Below are 18,445 nucleotides of genomic sequence, written 5' to 3'. Positions count from 1 at the left end.
TCTTCGCTCTTGCTTGTTATGAAACCCGTTGCTTTCCTCTCCGCTCTTTCTGGCCTGCTCCTGGCCAGCTCCGTGGCCAACGCCGGCAACTTGCCCAGCGCAGCCACCCCCGACGACACCATTGTGGTGAAATTGCCCAACCAAGTATCCATGACCATCTACGCCCGCAACAAGCAACAGCTGCGCGAACTACGGGCCTACAAACTCGACTCGCTGATGGTAATGCTTGACGGCTACATTACGCAAGCCGAACGCGCAGGCACTAAATCAGCCAACGGCCAGGTAACAATGGAGTTCTACCCGGCCAAAGACAAGCCCAGTAGCAAAGCGGCCCCGGAGCAAGTGCGCGTAACCGTACGCGGCCAGCAACCCCGCACCGACCGCGTGGAGGTAACCATGGGCCGCGTGCTAGGCGTAACGATAGAGGAGTCTACCGGACCCGGCGAAGACCACGTATCGGTTCGCCTAGGTAGCTCGGCCAACTCCGACTCGGTGCAGCAGGCCAAGCGCGTAGCCCGGCAGCAGAAGATCAGCGGTACCGATTTTGGCGTGGATATCGGGCTGAATGCCCTTACCAACCGCGAAAATTTACCAGCGGGCGAGGATTTCGACTTGCGCCCTTGGGGCTCCCGCTACATTGCGCTTAAGTGGCAGTTCTGGGCCCGGTTCGGCAAAAACAACCCGCTGTATTTCCACCTAGGTCCTGAAATTGCCTTCAACAACTTCATGTTCGAGGGTAACCGCCGCCCCATTGATGTGGACAACCGCACCACCATCGTAGCCGATCCGCAGGGCCGCAGCTTCGAAAAAAGCAAACTCGCCATGACGACCCTGAACCTGCCCGCCGGCATTACCGTTCGGCTGCGCAACGACGAGGGCAAGGAAATGTTCCGCATCGGCGGCGGCGGTTTTGTGGGCTACCGCCTAGGTTCGCACACCAAAATCAAGTACGAAGAAGAAGGCCGCACCAACAAGGACAAAGACCGTGGCTCGTACAACCTGCAGGATTTCCAGTACGGCGTAACCGGCACTTTTGGGGTTCGCAACTTTAACCTGTTTGCCAAGTACAACCTCAACGAGCTTTTCAAAGACAACCGCGGCCCGAAAGCACAGGCCATTAGCTTCGGCCTCACAACGGCCTTCTAATCCCGAGCCCAGAAACAGCTTCCGACCTAGGGAGTCGTTCCAAAACGCGAAACGCGGTGCGCTAACTACAGCGCACCGCGTTTCGTGTTTTGGCCGATGCTTGGGCTTAGAGGTGCCGGAAGAAGTTATCCAGCAGAATAGCAGCTGAAATGGCGACATTCAGGCTTTCGGCACCGCCCTGCCCAGGTATGTGCAGGCGCTGGGTTAAGCAAGCCTCAACCTCGGGAGTGAGCCCGTGCGATTCGCTGCCCATCACCAACACACCTTTGGGGGTAAGCTGCTGGCGGTGCACGTTGTCGCCGTGCAGATCGGCCCCGTATACGGGCAAATCTTTGGGCAAGCCGGCTAGCCACTCGGGCAAGCTGCGTTGCCATACCCGCACCCGCGTAAACGAGCCCATCGTGGCGGCCACGGTTTTGGGGTTCCAGGCATCGGCACAGGTTTCCGACAACACAACGCCTCCTAGGCCGTACCAATCGGCTAGCCGAATGAGAGTACCTACGTTGCCTGGGTCGCGCACTTGGTCGAGCGCCAACAGCAGGTGCCCCGGCTTGGCGACCAGCGGCACTTCGTCGGGAATATGGGCTATGGCCAGGGCCGTGTCGTTGTGCTGCAGGGTACCTAGGCGGGTCAGTTCGTCGGCCGATACCACCTCAACGGAAACACCTTTGAGCAGGGCTGGCAGGTCGGGCGAAGCGGCAAACTCTGCCGTGAGCAGCAACCGTTCCACGCGAAGTCCTGAACTTAGCAGCTCGCGCACGCTTTTTGCGCCTTCAACCAAAAAGGCACCCGTGCGTTGGCGATATTTTTTCTGGTGCAGTTGCTGCACGTATTTGGCAACGGCTTTCGAAACCATTCTTTGTTTGTGATGCTACCCTGGCCGCCTCGCAAGGCCTCCTGGACAACGTTAGGTATTGTATCGGCAACGCTGCTGGCAAGCTGCTCGCCCATGCGGCTGCTTGGCCCGCGCCAGCAATTGCTTTCGGAAGTAAAGCTTGAAGGCGTAAACCGCACCGACCGCGACGCATTGGCGTCGCTGTATCGGCAAGAGCCCAACCGCAAATTTCCGGTTCCGCTGCTCGCAATTTATAACCTCGGCTACACCTTTTATAGCCCCGAGCGCGCCGAGGCCCGTTTGGCAGCCACCCGCGCCAAGTACGCCGCCCTAATTGCCGAGGCCAAAACCGACTCGGTGAAGGTGGGCAAACTGCTGCAAAAGCGCGAACGAAAGGTGCAGCACCAGCAGCAGGTACTGGAGCAAGGCAACGCCATCATGCGCCTAGGTCAAGCCCCCGTGGTATACGACTCGACGCTCACGAGCGTAACGGCCGATCAGATGCGCATCTACCTTCGCTCGCATGGGTATTTTCGCTCGCGGGTGGCGGCGTCAGACACGGCGCGCAACCGCCGGGTAACGGTTACTTACCGCATCCACGAGGGCCAGCCGTTTTTGGTAAGCCAACTGCGCTACGACATCGCCGACTCTGCGGTAGCCAAAGCCATCCGGGCCGATTCGAGTCGCTCGCTGCTGCGCGTGGGTCAAGCCTACAACGAGGAGTTAATTGGCCGCGAACGGTCGCGCATCGAATCGGTGCTGAAAAACGCCGGTTATTACGACTTCCGGCAGCAATACGTAACCCTAGAGGCCGATACCAGTTTTGAGCCCTACACCGTACGGCTGCTGTTGCAAGTTGCCAACCCGCCCGGCCAGCAAGCACACCGTGTGTATTCGGTTCGCAAAGTCAACTTTGTCACCGACGCGGGCCTAAACCGCTTCGGTATGCAGCGCGATACCGTGCGGCGCAACGGCGTGTACTACCTGGCTTATAACCATAGGTTCAGCACCCGCATCCTCGATCGAAAACTCTCCGTGCGCCCCGGCGACCGGTACAGCCTGCGAAACACCATCCAAACCCAGCGGCAGCTCTCGGGTATGGATGTGTTTCGCTTTGCCGGTGTAAACTACCAGAAAGTAGAGGCCTCGGCCGACTCTGTTAGGTTTGGGCAACTCGACGCCGTGGTGAGCACCACACCCATGAAACGATTTCAGGAAACCACCGAACTGGGCGGCACTTACGTGGCCGGCTTACCTGGCCCCTTCGGCAATTTTCGGGTACGGGTGCGCAATGCATTCGGCGGGGCCGAAGTGCTGGATGTAGGCCTGCGAGCAGGTCTTGAAGGGCAATACATCCTGGCCCAGGATAGCCTGCGTGAGGAAGTAGGTAATCAGCTGACGACACAGCTTGGAGTCAACATCAACCTTACGCTGCCGCAGTTCTTGTTGCCGTGGCATTCCAACGAGCTATTCACGCGGTATAGCCCCCGCACACGCCTAAGCTCAGCCTTTACTTACGTAAAACGCCAAGAGTACACGCGTACCAACCTGGAATTCACCTATGACTACATCTGGCAGCACAGCGGTTATAAGCAGTTTATCCTCACGCCGCTCGATATCAGCCTAATCAACACTTCGGCCTTTGATAACACGTTCAGGAGAAGGCTCGAACGGCAACCCAATGGCCAAGCCTTGCTCCGGAGCTTCCAATCGGTATTGGTGCCCAGCGCCAACGCCACCATGCTCTACAACACCAACGATTTCAACCAGACGCAGGATGCGCGCTACCTACGCCTGTTTGCCGAAATCGGGGGCCTAGGTCGGAGCCTCTACACCCGCACCGATGAGCTGTCGTCGGGCCGTATCGGGCAGCAAAATACCAACATCAAGGTATACGACTTTGTGCGCCTGAGTGCTGATTACCGCCGCTATCATAAGCTTACTCCCCAGCAGTATGTGGTATGGCGCCTGAATGCTGGGTTGGCTCGAGCCCTCACCCGCACCCAAATCCGCGACACGATTACCGAACCGTTCCGCTCCGCTGCCATTATCCCCTACGACCGGTACATGTTTGCGGGCGGTGGCTCCAGCGTACGGGCTTGGTTACCTAGGCGCTTGGGAGTGGGCTCGTACCGCAACCCACAGCTGGTACGCAGTGAATCGATAGAACAACCCGGTGAACTGCTGCTTGAGGGCAGCCTCGAATACCGATTTCCTATTTACGACTACATCTACGGTGCTGCCTTCACCGATTTTGGCAACGTCTGGACGCTAGACGCCGATCCGCAACGTCCCGGTGCCGATTTCGAGTTGAACCGCTTCTACAAAGAATTTGCGGTAGGCTCGGGCTTGGGTTTGCGCCTCGACTTTACCTTCCTCATTGTTCGCCTGGATTTTGCGGCCAAGGTATACGACCCTACCCAGCCCGTTGGCAGTCGGTATGTACTGCCCAAAGCCACCATCTTCAACGCTGCCAGCAGCAATAACCTGCGACTCAATATTGGAATTGGTTATCCTTTCTAAAGATTATTCAATAACCCAAGTGTTTTTATAAAAATTGTGTTAAATCTCTTAGTGTGCAATTGCTATGTTATCTAAACACCTAGTTTTGTTGTCTGAACAACTCTGTTTTTTATCCGATAGTGGTTGATACCAAACTATAATTTGGATTATACCACTATCAGGATGAACTCAGATTGGGTCAAGCTTTCATCCACCATAGTTGTATATGAAAACATCTTTACTAGGCCTAGGCTTCGCCGCGCTCTGGGTCATGTCCCCGCAGTGGGTTTGGGCTGAGGGTTCGAAGCAACTAACACCGAACACCAACGACGTATCCCTTACGGATCCGACCAACACCCGTTCGGGTTACCTCTCGCACGATGATAACTTGTTGAATGGTATCAACGTGTCGCTGGGCTTCCTTAAGCCCGCTTCATGGACTGGTCCTACGGGTGAAGCATTTTCTGCCGACTATCGGATGTACATCCACATGGAGCCCGGCGAAACGCTTTACTACGGCGTGCACCGAATTCCAATCGATCCTGCGGCTACGGGTGTTGCACAGAGCGACCTAGTAATTACGTTGCGTTACGGCGCCGGTGCAGGTCAGATCGTTAAGCAAAATGTACTTTCACGCGACCCCAGTAGCGTAGGCCAATCAACCCTGCTTCAGCAGCAGGGGGTTATCAATACGGCTGCAGAAGCCTTCGCCGGCCCACAACCTACTGCTGGCGGTTACAACGCATTGGTATACACCAACAACACCGGTGCACCGCAGGAGTTTTACGTGGAGTTTACCCAGGTTGGTGAGGAAAACATGACGGATACCAACAGGCGCTCCGCTTATGACTTCTGGGACTTCACTGTACGAGCTAATGGCGTAGAAAAACCTGGGCGCCTGTATAGCAAGCACTGGGGCTTCTTTGCCGGTAACTCTGGCGGTACCAACAACTTTCAGAACCGCCTCTCGTCTACCTTCAAGCTCTACCCCATGGTTGAGAGCCGGCAGGCTCCGGGGCAATACTACGTGAAGGAAGTGGAGCTAGCTGGCATGCGCCCGCTCTCGTTCTACTTCGTAGCCAACGAATTCGGTTCAACTACGGCCGTAGGTACTACCATTGAAGCTCGTCGTCGTAGCCAAACTACCCGCACCAGCTACACGCAGTACCCTGCGTTTGTAAACGACCCCGACCCAGCGGTTTGGCCTAGTGCGCCGACTCCTACGGTAAGCGTAACGCCTCGCCCGTATTGCCGCAATGGCGTTACCGAGGTAGCCTTTACAACGCAAAGCGCCGAAACCGGTCAGTTCGATATTCTGATCGACATCGACCGCGACAATGTGCGCGACGCCGACGAGCCTTTGCTGCGCCAGACACTTCAAGCTGGTGTACCTAACACGGTTGTGTGGAACGGACGTCGCAAGGCTGCCGCAGACGCAGACGGGGTTGCCCCTACAGGCACGCAAGTTGCTGTAGGCACCACCATCCGCTTTGACTTTACCAGCTTTGGTGCACCGGTTAACTTTCCGGTGTATGATGCGGAAGGTAACCCCGATGGTTTCCGGGTGCGAAACATCCGTCCTGCCAACGGCAACAACTACGATCTGCTTTATTGGGACGATACCAACCTCACGAACTTCACTAACCGGACTGCACAGCTATCGGGGGTGAGTTCGACCACCGGCACTCACGCCTGGGGCACAACCAACGACGAGGGTAACAACTACACAGTAAACACCTGGACTTACGGTTTTTCGGTATTTGTTGGCGACACGGAGTTTACCTACAGCTCAGCTTGCGATAACGACAACGACGGCATTACGGATGCAACCGACATCGATGATGACAACGATGGTATACTGGATGTAGTGGAAGCTACGACTCCGGGTGGCACAGGCGCAGCCAACATCGATCCTAGCAGCTTTGCGGATGCATCATCTCCCATTCAATACTTGGATGTAGACTTTGTTCACCCAGTGTTGGGAGCTTTCCTGGATACCAACAACGATGGTGTCAATGACTTTTTTGACACGGACCGTGACGGTGTACCGAATCACTTTGACTTAGATTCGGATGGCGATGGTTTACCTGATGCTGTTGAAGCAAATGGAAACTCGACTGTGTTTACCTTCAGTGAAAGCTATAACGGAGGCACTAGAAGCAGTGCTTATAATCCTTCGTTCGCGCGATACATGGCCTCAACTACTTCTACTAGTGCCTCTAGTGTTGGTAGTAATGGACTGCCTGATGCTGTTAAGCAAACAATCAGTTATCGAAACAACGGCAACGTCGAGACCGAAAACGGTGTAAGCAGATATACGCTCACCGACAACGATGCTGACGTACGCACCGCTACTGTAAGCGGTAACTCCCAGACAGCACGCAACTACAATTTCCTTGACGTTGATTCGGATAACGACGGCATCAGCGATGAGATTGAGGTGCAAACTACCGCTCTTTACGACACGCGCAAGGCTAACACTACACTGTTCAACCGCGATTCGGACGGCGACGGCCTCCGCGACATTTATGATCCTAATAACGGAGGTTCAGCCATTGGCACACCTGTGAACTCAGGCGGCAGCTCTGCCGCTGACATGTTTGACAATGACTCAGATGGCGACAACGCTACCCGCGTTAACCTACCCATCTATCAGCAAACCGCCGACTGGACGGAGGGATTTGATACCGACCGCGATGGAAGAGCGGGTGATGAGATTGTCGCCTTGGCTCGTTTGTTTGCCGTAAACAACCCCTCGAAAGCATCGTACTACCCTGTAGTAGTACCCGGTAGCGGAACGGTGAACTCGCCATTCCTGCAGGATTCGGACAACGACGACATTCCCAACTTCCTCGACATCAATAGCACGTACTTCCACGACGACAACTTCAACGGCCTCGTGGATATTTACGATCCGGCCTACGGTGGTGCGCCCTCTACGGCTCCTAAGGCTGCTAGCGCTACGGAGGCAATGTTCCGCTCGAACCTCATTGCTGTACCGCTGCCGGTTGAGCTGATTGAATTCCAGGCTCGCGCTAATGGCCTTGATGGTCTGCTCACCTGGGCTACCGCTCAGGAGAAGAACAATGCAGGCTTTGAGCTGGAGCGCTCGAGCGACGGGGTGAACTTCGAGAAAGTAGGCCGCGTGGCTGGTGCTGGCAACAGCAACCGCCGCAACGATTACCGCTTTGTTGACAAAGGCGCTGGTAAGGTTGCCGGTCTGCGCTACTACCGCCTGCGCCAGGTTGATGCCGACGGCAAGAGCACTTACAGCAACATCCAGACGGTGATGTTCGCGGGTTCGAAAACCAGCTTGGTTGTGGTTTACCCCAACCCCTCTGCCGAGGATGCTAAGCTCGATTTGACGAGCCTACCACAGGGTACCTACTCGGTCGAAATCCTAGGTGCTGAAGGCCGCAATGTTGCTCGCCTAGAAGGCAAAGGCGGTGAACAAGTATCGCTGCAAGCCAGCCGCTTTGCGAAAGGCACTTACGTGGTGCGCGTAAGCGGCAATGGCCAGAACCACGTGCTGAAGTTTGTGAAGATGTAAGCTTCGCAAAACCGAAAAAGAAAAGCGGCTGCCGAACTCGGCAGCCGCTTTTCTTTTGGTGCTTAGCCAGCCAAAAGCCTGTGCTTAATGAGCGGAACCAAGTAGACACACCGGACGCACTTAGCTAATTGTGTATGCAGACATAAAACCTAGATCATTTCAACAGATGATGTTGTGAAATACAAGGGGCCATGCCTTAATAGGCATGGCCCCTTGTCATAAACAAAAACCCAATCTGCTAGTAAGCCAGCAACTCCTCGATAGCAGCAAACACCTTCTCAGCGTTGGGCAGCATCTGCTTCTCGAGCTCTACGTTCAGAGCAATAGCAGGCAGGTTAGCGGCACCTAAGGTAAACACCGGTGCATCGAGCTGCTGGAAGCAGTGGCGCTGAATACGCCCGGCCAACGACTCAGCGAAGGAGTTCATCAGGGGCTCCTCAGTAAGCACCAGCACTTTGCCGTGCCGCAACGTAGCAGCTTGCACCGCTTCCCAATCGAGCGGATTTAGGGTGCGCAGGTCGAGGATTTCAACTTGGCCGGGTAGGTGCTTGCTGGCGGTTTTGGCCCAGTACACACCCATGCCGTAGGTAATCACTACACAGGTGTCGCCTTGCTGTAGCTTCTCGGCTGAGGCCTCTTGCACCACGTTGGCCTTGCCTAGGGGCACTACGTAGCCGGCAGCAGGCTCAACGGTTTTAGCATCCTCGGTGCCGGGCACCTTACTCCAGTACAACCCCTTGTGCTCCAGCATTACCACCGGGTTTGGGTCGAGGAATGCGGCGCGCATTAAGCCTTTCATATCGGCCGCGTTGGAGGGGTACACTACCTTAATGCCCCGAATGGTAAGCAACGTGCTTTCCACCGAGCCAGAGTGGTACGGACCGCCTCCGCCATACGCCCCAATGGGCACACGGATCAGAGATTGTACCGGAAACTTGCCGTTGGAGAGGTAGCACGATTTGCTGAGTTCCTCAACCAACTGGTTCAGGGCAGGCCATATGTAGTCGGCGAACTGGATTTCGACAATCGGTTTGGCACCTACCGCCGACATACCCGCCGTGCTGCCCACTATGTAGGCTTCCTGAATGGGCGTGTTGAATACCCGCGCGTCGCCGTACTTTTTGGCCAGCAGCGCTGCTTCGCGGAATACGCCGCCTAGCTCGCCGCCTACATCCTGGCCGTAGAACAGGGCCTCCGGAAATTCGCGCAGAATGTCGTCGACGGCGTGCAGGGCCGCATCCACCATAATGGCTTTGTCGGCGCCGGCGGGGCTACGCTCACCCGCCTCTTCCGTAACGGCTGCCGGCGCAAACTCATGGTCAGTAAACGTAGCCGGATCGGGGTTGGGAGCAGCCAATGCCCGAGCGTAATCCTCCTGTACGGTAGTTTGCGCCTGAGCGGTAGCGTAGCCTAGCTCCCCTTCGGTAAAGCCCTCGGTGAGCAACTGCTGGTGGAAGCGCGGCAGCGGGTCGTTTTGCTGGTGCTGAGTAAGGTCCTCGCCCCGGTACCATTCGCGCCGCACGCCGCTGGTGTGATGACCTAGGAGCGGGCACTTAGCATGCACCAGCACCGGTCCGCGCGTTTGGCGCACGTGCTGCACGGCCGCGTGCATGGTGGCAAAGCTGTCCACGAAATCGGCGCCGTCGCAATGCAAGCGGTGCAGGCCCTTAAAGCCAGCCGCAAACTCGTAGGCATCCATGGCGCGCATCTCACGACCAGTAGCTGAGATACCCCACTCATTGTCCTGCACCAGGTACACCATAGGCAATTGGTGCAGCACTGCCATCTGGAGGGCTTCGGCTACCTCACCTTCCGTCATGGCGCCATCACCAATCGAGCACAGCACCACGGGCTGCTGCTCGGCTGTTTGCAGCAGGCCCTGGCCCTCGAGGTAATGCAGGCCGTGGGCCATGCCTGTAGCCGGAATGGCTTGCATGCCCGTAGCCGAGCTTTGGTGCGGAATTACCGGCACGCCCGGTCGCCGCAGCGAGGGGTGCGAGTAGTAGGTGCGCCCACCCGAAAACGGGTCGTCGCGCTTCGCCATTAGCTGCAGCATCAGCTCGTAAGGCGTAATACCTAGGCCGAGCATAAAGGCGTCGTCGCGGTAGTACAGAGCGCAATAGTCGGTTTCGAGCAGCTGAAATGCAGCGGCCAGCTGAATGGCCTCGTGGCCGCGGGCCGTGGCGTGCACGTACTTAGCCGTTACGGCCTTGTTTTCTTCGTACAAACGGGCCATAGCCGCCGACGTTTGCATCAGGCGATACGCCCGCAGCAACGTGGCGCGGTCGGGATGGGCGGCCAAGGCCGTGGTAAAATCGGTTTCGGAGGTTTCCAGAGCGGTGGGAGCTTGCATCGAAAATGAACGCGGTGGCGAAGGGCCGAATTTACGGCATACCGGGCACACCTCCACGGCAGATAGCCTCGCAGGTAGTCGAACCAGCGCAGCCCTAGGTTGGCAGGGCACATTGGTAGGCAGGCAAACACCAAAAAACTGCCACCTTTGCGGTGACAAAAAACAGCTGCGTGGCTGACATTGGTCAGGATTTAAGCTACTGCCGGGCTCTTATTTCGCCTTTGCAAACCAGCCGAACCAACCCATGCAAGCTACGCTTCTCTCCCCCGCCTTTGCCCCTGCAATGACAACCGATACTGATACAACGCCTACCCCTTTTCGCCAGAACGTAGAGCAATGGATGCGCTACTTTCAAAAGTGGCTGTACACCAAGCTCGAAACCACCGATGGCGGAGCCACTTTCCAACCCGACGTGTGGCAGCATCACTCGGGTGGTGGCGGCGAAACGCGCGTTATCCAGAACGGTAACATTCTGGAGAAAGGCGGAGTGAATTTCTCGGCCGTGTGGGGGCAAATGGATGAGCGAGCCGCCAAGCAGTTGCTGATGCCCGACCCCAACTATTTTGCCACGGGGGTATCGGTGGTGCAGCACCCACGCAGCCCCATGGTGCCCATCTCGCACATGAACGTGCGCTACTTCGAGGCTGGCAACGGCGAAGCATGGTTTGGCGGCGGCCTCGACCTGACTCCTATTTACGTGGATGTAAAGCAGGCGCGTTGGTTTCATGAGCAGATTGCCGAAGTATGCGAACGGCACAACTCAGCTTACTACCAGCGCTTTAAAACCTGGGCCGATGAGTACTTTTTCTTGACGCACCGCCAAGAAACCCGCGGTGTCGGCGGCATCTTTTTCGACCGCCTGACCGTGGGTAAGGAAGGCGACCGTGATGAGCTGTTTGCGTTTGTGCAGGATGTTGGCGAGGTGTACGGCCGCACCTATAGTGAGCTGATGCGCCGCAACGCCGAGCTGCCCTACGGCGAGCAGGAAGTGAAGTGGCAGATGATCCGCCGTTCGCGCTACGCCGAGTTCAACCTGGCCATCGACCGAGGCACCAAGTTTGGCCTGGAGACGAGCGGGCGTACCGAAAGCATCCTCATGAGCCTGCCCCCACGCTGTGAGTGGCACTACAACCTACAGCCCGAACCCGGCTCGCGCGAAGCCGATACGCAGCGGTGGCTGAAAAAGGGCGTAAATTGGCTCGACAATTCGCCTATTTCACTTGATTGAACAACTGCAGGAGCTGGATCGGTGGCTGCTGATTTCAGCCAACAGCGCCCACACCCCGGGCCTCGATCGGTTCATGATTTTCTTTACCGACCGCCTTGTGTGGTTTCCGGCCTACCTGGTGATAATAATAGCCCTAAGTTATTATTTCGGCAGGCGGGCCGTACTGCTTTTGCCCCTCATGGGGGCATGCGTGGGCTTAGCCGATTTCATCTCGAGCCGCTTCTTTAAACCCTACTTCGCCCGCCTGCGCCCCTGCCACGATCCGGAGCTTTCCGAAACGCTGAACTTGGTGAATGGATGCGGAGGCCAATTCGGCTTCATTTCCTCGCACGCTGCCAACGCATTTTCCTTGGCCGTGTTCTTGTGCTTGGTACTGCCCCAGCGCTTCTGGCCCGTTAAAATACTGGTGCTGGTGTGGGCTGCCATCGTCAGTTACAGCCGGATTTACCTAGGGGTTCATTACCCTTCCGATGTGTTGGCTGGCACCACCCTAGGTGCATTGCTGGCTTGGGGTTGCTCGTGGTTGTATAAGGAAAGCGTAAAGCGTTGGATGCCGGCTCAGCAGGTAGCCGCCTAAGCACCTCGCCCCCTCCCAAACACAGAGCCCCCGCAGTTGCAACTGCGGGGGCTCTGTGTTTGGGAGGTCAGCTATTTCTTGGCCGGTTTTCGGTTGCCGGTATGGCCGTCGCCCCGGTCGCCTTGCCCAGATTTGCTGGTCACGCTGGAGTTGTGCTTATCGTCTTGCGACAGGGAACGGTTCAAGTCAACATTGCTGGTGAATTCGCCTTTATCGTTGCGGCGCACGTAGCGCTTATCGCCGGGATTTGGTTCTATCAATTCGCGTTTCGACATACAGAAGCCATTAGTAGTTCTGTAGGGTTTTACGCAATAAAGGCTACAAAGTACTAGACCTCAAAGGCAACTATAAATTAGCCGCACCGTGAACAAGTGGGTTAGTGCTACCACCAAGCTTGAAACCAAATATTAAGAGGCCTATTACTAGCAGTTGGGACAAGAGCGAAACCCAGGCTACTTGCCATACTACTGGCACATTCACACTCATACTTGATGAACCAGTAAGGCTAAACGCCTCGCGTCCTAACGCCCCAGCAGCTTTGCTACATACTTGCCCACAATATCGAATTCCAGGTTCACTTGGTCGCCTGCCCGGAGGTGCTGGAACGTGGTATGCTCGTAAGTATAAGGGATAATAGCCACCGAGAAACCATCGTCGGTACTATTGAAACAAGTCAGGCTTACGCCGTTGATGCAGATCGATCCTTTTTCCACTGTAACGCGTCCGGGACCGGTTTCGTGGCGGAAGCGGTACAGCCAAGAACCGTTCTGGTCTTCCACCGATTCGCAGGTGGCCGTAAGGTCGACGTGGCCTTGCACAATGTGGCCATCGAAGCGGCCGTTGGCGGAAAGGCAGCGCTCCAGGTTTACCTGGCGGCCCACAGCCCAGGTGTCTAGGTTGGTTTTGCGTAGCGTCTCGTCGATGGCCGTTACGGTGTGCGTGCCTGCGGCTGCATCAAGCGCCACCACCGTGAGGCACACGCCGTCGTGGGCTACGCTTTGGTCAATCTGCAGCTCGGCGTTGAAGGGGGCCTCGATTACAAAATGCCGGTTGGTACCCTGCTGCCGTACGTCGCGCACGGTACCTAGGGCTTCAATAATGCCAGTAAACACAGCTTTTGAAAGTCTTGAGTGAATGATGCGTTGGGCTGTTACAACCACTACGTACAAGCTGAGTTTAATAACAGCCTTCGGCAATCGAAAGACAAGTAATACTACTTGCCGCGGCCTTCCACGATGATTTTAAGCGTGTAAAGCATCACGCGGAAGTCCATGGCCAGCGACATATTCTCGATGTACAGGATGTCGTACTTGAGGCGCTGCACCATCTGCTCCACCGTTTCAGCGTACCCGTACTTCACCTGGCCTAGGGAAGTAATACCGGGCCGTACGCGGTGCAGGTGGCGGTAGTGCGGCGCCATTTTCACGATTTGGTTGATGAAGAACTGACGCTCGGGGCGCGGGCCCACAAGGCTCATATCGCCCTTTAACACGTTCCAAAATTGCGGCAATTCATCGAGACGCACTTTGCGCATGAAGCGGCCCCAAGGCGTAATGCGCGGGTCGTTCTTGCTCGACAGCGACGGCCCCATGCGTTCGGCATCTACGTACATTGAGCGAAATTTGTAAATACGGAAGGGCTGCCCGTGCTTGCCTACGCGCTCCTGAGCAAAGAAAATGGGCCCCGGTGACGACAGCCGTACCATGGCAGCCGTAAAGGCGTATACCGGCCATGCCAACGTAATGAACAAAGCCGAGCCAACGATGTCGATGGCACGCTTGGTTACCTCCTGCCACACGGGTAATAAGTCGTGCTTAATTTCGATAAGCGGCGTACCAAACAAGTGGTTCACCTTAACCGAGCCGAGCAGAATCTGGTACACGTCGGGCAATACGCTCACCCGCGCGGGGGTACCTTCCAATTGGGCCAACACCTCCTGAATCATTTGGTGTTCCGAGGGCTCCAGCGCCACGACAACCTGCTCCACCTTGTAGCCGCGTATAAGGGCTGGCAAGCGCCGGAACGAACCCCGCCGCGGCAACTCGGTAGCCAAGTCCGGATCAACGGTGTCGTTCACGGGTACAAAGCCAACAATATTGAGGCCGAGGTGCCGATTGGTGCGCTCCAGCTCTCGATAGGTTTCCAGCGCCAACGGGCTGGAGCCCACGATGAGCGTATTAAAGGAAATGACGCGGCGGCGCACGAGGCGCTGAATAGTGGTAATAGCCCAAGTACGCAGCACGGCCGTGATGCTGAAGTGCAGCAGAAAGTAGGCCGTGATGGTTTTGTAGTAGCTGCGGTAGTTCTGTACGCCTTGGTCGTCGAGCAGAAGGGCAAAGAAGATGACCACCCCACCGATGAAAGAGATACGAGCTAGGCGGATGATTTCACCTACGCGCGACTTCCGGAAGATGTCGCGATATTCGCCGATAAGCGTGTAGAGGATTACCCAAAACGTGGCAATCATCACGGCCGAGCCGGTTAGGGTAAAGAGCTGGTCGCCGGTGAAGCGGTAGCCTTCGTTGATTTCGCTCAGTAAGTACTTGCGCAGCAGGTAAAAGAAGCCCCAAGCAAGCAGCGCCGCCCCAAAATCGGCGGCAATCAGCTTGAGCTTTTGCAGAGAGCGGATCAAGGAGAATGCAGTAGTAACAGGACGAAAGAACGGCCGCTACGTGGCACAAATACCGCGCCGCCGTAGCTTTGCGGCAGGTAAAGCCCGCCAGCCGCGCGCAAAGGTAGGGCTGTTTTAACCGATCTGCTATGTCGTCGTCAGTTCCCGCATCCGCTTCCGACTCCTACCGCCACCGTGGCCAACGTCGCACCCTGGTGGAGGAGTTGCGGCGCAAGGGCATCCGCGACGAGCGGGTGCTGGCAACCATTGGCACTGTGCCCCGCCACTTGTTCTTCGAGCAAGCATTCGAGTCGCACGCGTACCAAGACAAAGCGTTTCCGATCGGCGAAGGCCAAACCATTTCGCAGCCGTATACCGTGGCGCACCAAACCGAGCTCCTGGGTGTGCGGCCCGGCTTGCGTGTACTGGAGGTAGGCACCGGCTCGGGCTACCAGTGCAGTGTGCTGCTTACCCTTGGCCTGCAGGTATTCAGCATCGAATACAACCGGGTGCTGTTTGAGCGCACGCGCCAGCGCATGGCTCAGCTGGGGTACACCGGGGCACACTTGTTTTGCGGCGATGGGTCATTGGGCCTGCCTGCGTATGCTCCCTTCGACCGCATTCTGGTGACGGCGGCGGCGCCGGCTCTGCCCCGCCCCTTGTTACAGCAACTGGCAATAGGCGGGGTACTTGTAGTGCCGGTGGGCAACGAACAGGTGCAGCGCATGGTGCGCATCACGCGCGAATCGGCCGATGGCTTTGCTCGCGAGGAGTTCGACGAGTTTCGGTTTGTGCCGTTGCGCGGGGCGGCCGGCTGGGCCGAGTAGGCGCTGGGTAATCAAAGCACCTAGGCACCACCACCCTAGCAGAAGCCGCTGGGGAAGCCCGGGCATTTTGCGACGGATGCGCTAGGGCTGGCAGGCCAACGGCTATCTTTGCGGCCGATTTACACGCACCTGCCCTAACTTACTCCTCAGCATGCGCAAACAAAAGCCCGTAGCGGAGTCATTCGTGCGAATGACCGAACTGGTACTCCCCAACGATACCAACACGCTCAACAACCTAATGGGCGGCCGCATGATGCACCTCATGGACATTGCCGCGGCCATTTCGGCGCAGCGTCACTCCAACCGCATTGTGGTAACGGCCTCCGTCGACAACGTATCTTTCCGCGAAGGCATTAAGCTGGGCAACGTGGTAACCCTCGAGGCGCAAGTAACGCGCGCGTTCAGCTCGTCGATGGAAGTACACATCAACGTGTGGTCGGAGGATATTCCGAGCGGCACGAAATTCAAGTCGAACGAAGCGTTTTTCACCTTCGTGGCCGTAGATCAGTCGGGCCGCCCTATTGATGTGCCCGAAGCGGTTCCGAATACCGAAGAGGAAATCCGCCTGTACGACGGCGCCCTGCGCCGCCGCCAACTGCGCCTGGTACTTGCTGGCCGCATGAAGCCGCAGGAAGCCACCGAGCTGAAGGCCTTGTTTGAAATGGAGTAAGGCACTCCGCCAAAATAGTTAACTTGAGTACTGTTCAGCTGTACATGCCTCCGGGCCTGCTGCAGCTGAACAGTTTGTTTACTACCTAGCTTGCTTTTTACTGTGGACGAAGCTCTGCTTGCCTTTTATCAGCAGCTGTACGCGGGCACCCCGCTCTACGTAGTGCCCGAACCTGGCGGCGCCCCAAAGCAGCCGACAGCGCCTGCTCCGGCCGTTGCTACCCCAGCACCGGAACCCATTGCTGCGGCTACTCCGCTGCAGCCTGTAACGCAGTCTGCTCCGGCAGTGGCTGCTCAGCAGCCACTCCAAACTCCAGCAATAAGCGCCAGCTCTGCCCCAAGCAAGTTGCCCTCCTTGGCTGATTTAAGAGCGGCCCGCAGCGCTGCCGAACCAGCCCCAGCGCCGCCCGCTGCAGCACCTACGGCACCGGTGGTAGCGGTTACTCCCACTCCCCCTGCTCCTGCTATACCCCAAGCCCCGCCCCAACGCTTACCCGTCGACTTTGATACCTTGGGCAGCAATGCCAACGGTTTGGTTATGTTGGTGCGCCTAGAGGATGCGGCTAAACTACCCAGGCTGCAGCGCAACGTGTTCCTGAACAACATGCTCAAGGCCATTCAGCGGGTGATGGAGGAATGCGTGATTGTCAACGTAAAGTCGCCGTACCCGGTAAGTCTTGAGGATCTGCGGGCACGTGGCCTAGCAGTGCGCGAGGTAATTGGCTTCGGCAAGAACTTGCTGGATGTAGCTACCAAGCGTACCCAACCATACGAGCCTGTACGCATCGGCGACGTAGCTTACCTGCCCGCTGCCGAGGTAGAGATGATCGAGTACGACAACGGCCGCAAAAAGCAGTTGTGGCAGGCGCTGCAACGAATGTTTCTTGCGTAGCGGCACACCAACTACCAACAAAAACGGCCCGCAACTCTCGTTGCGGGCCGTTTTTATAATAGCCTAGCGGGCGTAAGTACCAAGGTTATTTAATTAGCTGAGCCAGTTTCTCATCCAGCGCCGGGCCGCGCAGGTTTTTTGCAATGATCTTACCCTGCGGATCGAGCAGGAAGTTCATCGGAATGGACTGGATGCCGTAGGCTTGCCCGGCAGCGCTTTGCCAGCCTTTCAGGTCCGATACATGCGTCCAGGCCAGTTTATCGTTATCGATTGCCTTCACCCACTTGTTCTTGTCCTGATCGAGCGACACGCCGAACACCGTGAAGTTCTTGCTCTTGTACTTGTCGAAGGTGCGAACCACGTTGGGGTTCTCCTGGCGGCAGGGGCCGCACCACGAGGCCCAGAAATCGAGCAGCACGTACTTACCACGCAAGCTACTTAGGGCCACGCTCTTGCCATCGGGGGTTGGCAGCTGTATATCCGGGGCTACCGTACCAATGGCCGTTTTGCGTAGCGGCTCCAGCTTTTGCACCAAGGCTTGCGTGTAGCGCGAGTTGGGTTGAGCTTTGGTCAGCTGCGTAGCTACCGAGTCGGCAAAACCAAAATTCTCGTCGGCATTAAACAACTGCGGCTCGCCCAATACAAACGCCGAAACTACCGAAGTCGGGTTCTTCTTGATAATGCCTTTCAGCTCGGCTGTGCTCTTGGCCTTGGCTACGTAGAACCTCTGTTCCAACAGCTGCATCGAATCCTGGCGGCCGGCTTGGGCATTTGCTTGGTAGCGGCGCATAATGCTGCCCATGTAGTTGCCGTGGCGCGTCATCGCGCGCGACATCTGCTGCCACACCTCCGAATCTTTGGAGCCCTTCACGGTGTAGGTGGTAGCAAGCTTGCTGGCGTCGCCAGTGAGTTGCAGCTTAGTTTGGTTATCCAAGGCTACCAACACGTTGTTCTCCTCATTCAGCTTGATCTGATAGATAGCCGGCTCTGAGGTCGAGCCCTTGATGGTAAAGCGACCTTGCGAATCGGTCTTCACGGTATCGCGCGAAACAAATTGCCCCTCGGCCAGCTCGGCAAGGTACAAGGGCGTGCCCGCGGGAGCGTTGCGCAGCTGCCCCGTAACAACGAAGCCCGCATTGCCAGCGGCTGTATTCGAGGAAGAAGCGTCGTTGCAGGCGGTGGTGAGGCTCAGCAGCGAAGTCACCAAAATCAAACTATGCATGGGATATTTCATGAGGTCGGCGTCGGCGCAAGT

14 protein-coding genes are annotated in these 18,445 nt (G+C 56.8%); 8 read left to right on the top strand and 6 right to left on the bottom strand.

The window, feature by feature from the left end:
- Nucleotides 1-18 precede the first annotated feature (18 nt).
- Nucleotides 19-1,146, top strand: coding sequence for a porin family protein (locus tag ASU33_RS10235; RefSeq protein WP_059070686.1), 1,128 nt, complete (start codon nt 19-21; stop codon nt 1,144-1,146).
- Nucleotides 1,147-1,252: 106 nt separating this feature from the next.
- Here the strand turns inward: ASU33_RS10235 and ASU33_RS10230 are convergent, their stop codons facing one another.
- Nucleotides 1,253-2,002 carry a TrmH family RNA methyltransferase gene (locus ASU33_RS10230; RefSeq protein ID WP_059070685.1) on the bottom strand — a complete coding sequence of 250 codons (750 nt, stop codon included), beginning with the start codon at nt 2,000-2,002 and terminating at the stop codon, nt 1,253-1,255.
- Nucleotides 2,003-2,014: 12 nt separating this feature from the next.
- On the opposite strand from ASU33_RS10230, the gene tamL reads away from it, so the two are divergent.
- On the top strand, nt 2,015-4,504 hold the full coding sequence (gene tamL, locus ASU33_RS10225) for a translocation and assembly module lipoprotein TamL (protein WP_491044427.1): 2,490 nt from the start codon (nt 2,015-2,017) through the stop codon (nt 4,502-4,504).
- Between the two features lie 205 nt (nt 4,505-4,709).
- On the top strand, nt 4,710-8,033 hold the full coding sequence (locus tag ASU33_RS10220; RefSeq protein ID WP_078063030.1) for a T9SS type A sorting domain-containing protein: 3,324 nt from the start codon (nt 4,710-4,712) through the stop codon (nt 8,031-8,033).
- Between the two features lie 238 nt (nt 8,034-8,271).
- Here ASU33_RS10220 and ASU33_RS10215 read toward each other — a convergent pair whose 3' ends face one another.
- Nucleotides 8,272-10,386 carry an alpha-ketoacid dehydrogenase subunit alpha/beta gene (locus ASU33_RS10215; RefSeq protein WP_078063029.1) on the bottom strand — a complete coding sequence of 705 codons (2,115 nt, stop codon included), beginning with the start codon at nt 10,384-10,386 and terminating at the stop codon, nt 8,272-8,274.
- Between the two features lie 283 nt (nt 10,387-10,669).
- On the opposite strand from ASU33_RS10215, the gene hemF reads away from it, so the two are divergent.
- Together hemF and ASU33_RS10205 are read left to right on the top strand one after the other, a co-directional pair.
- A complete protein-coding gene (gene hemF / locus ASU33_RS10210) occupies nt 10,670-11,614 on the top strand; it encodes an oxygen-dependent coproporphyrinogen oxidase (protein ID WP_059070682.1) in 945 nt (314 codons plus the stop codon).
- Complete coding sequence (locus ASU33_RS10205) at nt 11,607-12,191, top strand: phosphatase PAP2 family protein (RefSeq protein WP_059070681.1); 585 nt, start codon at nt 11,607-11,609, stop codon at nt 12,189-12,191. Before hemF ends, ASU33_RS10205 begins: the two co-directional genes overlap by 8 nt.
- Nucleotides 12,192-12,262: 71 nt before the next feature.
- Here ASU33_RS10205 and ASU33_RS10200 read toward each other — a convergent pair whose 3' ends face one another.
- The 3 genes from ASU33_RS10200 to ASU33_RS10190 form a co-directional block, all read right to left on the bottom strand.
- On the bottom strand, nt 12,263-12,466 hold the full coding sequence (locus tag ASU33_RS10200; RefSeq protein WP_059070680.1) for a hypothetical protein: 204 nt from the start codon (nt 12,464-12,466) through the stop codon (nt 12,263-12,265).
- Nucleotides 12,467-12,712: 246 nt separating this feature from the next.
- Entirely contained in the window at nt 12,713-13,303 is a 591-nt protein-coding gene (locus ASU33_RS10195; protein WP_059070795.1) for a riboflavin synthase, read from the bottom strand.
- A gap of 101 nt (nt 13,304-13,404) precedes the next feature.
- On the bottom strand, nt 13,405-14,823 hold the full coding sequence (locus ASU33_RS10190; protein ID WP_286130472.1) for a sugar transferase: 1,419 nt from the start codon (nt 14,821-14,823) through the stop codon (nt 13,405-13,407).
- Nucleotides 14,824-14,951: 128 nt separating this feature from the next.
- Between ASU33_RS10190 and ASU33_RS10185 the strand changes: the two genes are divergently transcribed.
- From ASU33_RS10185 to ASU33_RS21260, 3 genes are all read left to right on the top strand, one after another.
- On the top strand, nt 14,952-15,629 hold the full coding sequence (locus tag ASU33_RS10185) for a protein-L-isoaspartate(D-aspartate) O-methyltransferase (RefSeq protein ID WP_059070679.1): 678 nt from the start codon (nt 14,952-14,954) through the stop codon (nt 15,627-15,629).
- A gap of 151 nt (nt 15,630-15,780) precedes the next feature.
- Entirely contained in the window at nt 15,781-16,299 is a 519-nt protein-coding gene (locus ASU33_RS10180) for an acyl-CoA thioesterase (RefSeq protein ID WP_059070678.1), read from the top strand.
- Between the two features lie 102 nt (nt 16,300-16,401).
- A complete protein-coding gene (locus ASU33_RS21260) occupies nt 16,402-17,190 on the top strand; it encodes a hypothetical protein (protein ID WP_149867141.1) in 789 nt (262 codons plus the stop codon).
- A gap of 85 nt (nt 17,191-17,275) precedes the next feature.
- Here the strand turns inward: ASU33_RS21260 and ASU33_RS10170 are convergent, their stop codons facing one another.
- Nucleotides 17,276-18,412, bottom strand: coding sequence for a TlpA disulfide reductase family protein (locus tag ASU33_RS10170; protein ID WP_059070676.1), 1,137 nt, complete (start codon nt 18,410-18,412; stop codon nt 17,276-17,278).
- Nucleotides 18,413-18,445 lie beyond the last annotated feature (33 nt).

Source organism: Solirubrum puertoriconensis (assembly GCF_001483135.1).
Classification (GTDB): domain Bacteria; phylum Bacteroidota; class Bacteroidia; order Cytophagales; family Hymenobacteraceae; genus Solirubrum; species Solirubrum puertoriconensis.
This window is presented reverse-complemented; position numbering and strand designations above follow the sequence as displayed.